The following is a 1457-nucleotide window of genomic DNA, read 5'->3' as shown; positions in this document are numbered from 1 at the left end:
GGCCTCGTGCGCCGCCGGCCCGCCGGCTGGTACCCGGCCGCCGACGACCACACCCCGCACGCCGAGGTCGACATCCGCGGCAAGGGCGGCGCGGAGGTGGTGATCGTGGACGCGGTGGACGGCCGGATGCTCGGCACTATCGACTCCGTCCGCGCCCGCTCGCAGGTCCACCCCGGCGCGCTGTACCTGCACCAGGGCGAGTCGTTCATCGTCGACGAACTCGACCTCGACGAGGGACTGGCGTTGTGTCACCCCGAGGTGCCGGAGTGGACGACCTCCGCGCGAGAGCAGGTGTCGATCGACCTCATGGAGACGCTGGAGACGGTGCCGGCCGGGCCCGTGACCCTGTCGCTGGCGGACGTGGAGGTGACCACTCGGGTCACCGGCTATCAGCGGCGGTTGCGCGGCGGGGAGATCCTCGACGTGCCCCCACTGGACCTGCCGGAGACGACCCTGGCCACGCGTGCGGTGGTCTACACGCTCACCCCGCAGCTCCTGCGCGTGGCCGGGCTCGAGGAGGCGGACTGGCCGGGGGCGCTGCACGCGGCCGAACACGCCGCGATCGGGCTGCTGCCCCTGGTCGCCACGTGCGACCGCTGGGACATCGGCGGGGTGTCCACCGCCCTGCACCCCGACACCGGCCTGCCCACGGTCTTCGTCTACGACGGCTACGCCGGCGGGGCGGGCTTCGCCGAGCGGGGCTTCCGGCGCGCGACCCCGTGGCTGCGGGCGACCCTGGACGCGATCCGCGCCTGCGAGTGCGAGTCCGGCTGCCCTTCCTGCATCCAGTCGCCCAAGTGCGGCAACGGCAACGACCCGCTCTCCAAGCCGGGCGCGATCGCGCTGCTCACGGAGGTGGTCGGGCAACTCGCCGGGGTCGCCGGGTAGAGGACCACCGCCAGACCTGTCCGCCCCCCGGCCCGGAACTCGCACCGGCCCGGCCCCACGGCGGCCCCGGGTCTCATTTCGGGCCGGGTCTCACACCGGCCCGGCCCGCGCGATCGCCGACGCCGCTCGCGAGCCGAACACCCCGAGATCCACGTGCACCTCGGCCCGGGCCACCAGGTCGTGGCCGTCGACCGTGCACACCGGCAAGTCCGCGCCGTTCGCGGCAGCGATCCCGGACGCCGCCGTGCACGGGTCGAGGCCCTCGCGGAGCGCGTGCGCGCCGGCCAGTGCGGCCAGGTCCGCGGCGGATCGGGCGGCATGCGTGGCCACTGCCGCCCGTCCCACCAACAGAACGGCCACGGCCAGCGCCAGGACGGCCGCCACCGCGAAGGCGGTCGCCACGGTCATGGCCCCCTCGTCGTCGTCACCCACCCGGCGCCACCCCGTGCGCACGGCTACGACGGCGCGTCGGCAGGCTGCCGCACTACGCCCCGTCACAGCACGACGCCCGGCCACGGCGCCACGCCCGGTCATGGCGCAGCGCCCGGCTCGGCGCGCGCCACGGCCCG

General features: G+C 75.6%; 2 protein-coding genes. One reads left to right on the top strand and one right to left on the bottom strand.

The genetic code is table 11. The annotated features are described in order from the left end of the window. Window positions 1-888 (top strand): Zn-binding domain-containing protein (locus HMPREF3086_RS00945; protein WP_141763941.1); only part of this gene is annotated, 888 nt, incomplete at its 5' end. 90 nt (window positions 889-978) lie between these two features. On the opposite strand, the gene HMPREF3086_RS00940 is transcribed toward HMPREF3086_RS00945, so the two are convergent. Continuing rightward, window positions 979-1296 (bottom strand): Rv3654c family TadE-like protein, encoded by a 318-nt coding sequence (locus HMPREF3086_RS00940; protein WP_061227575.1) that lies wholly within the window; start codon window positions 1294-1296, stop codon window positions 979-981. Between the last annotated feature and the right edge of the window lie 161 nt (window positions 1297-1457).

It is taken from the genome of Dietzia sp. HMSC21D01, assembly GCF_001815995.1.
Lineage (GTDB): Bacteria > Actinomycetota > Actinomycetes > Mycobacteriales > Mycobacteriaceae > Dietzia > Dietzia cinnamea.
The sequence above is the reverse complement of the archived record's forward strand: the minus strand, read 5'-3'. Positions and strand labels throughout refer to the sequence as shown.

Excerpts from the sequence above, each read along its gene's own strand:
- HMPREF3086_RS00940 (WP_061227575.1), bottom strand. The coding sequence starts at position 1,296 with ATGACCGTGGCGACCGCCTTCGCGGTGGCGGCCGTCCTGGCGCTGGCC.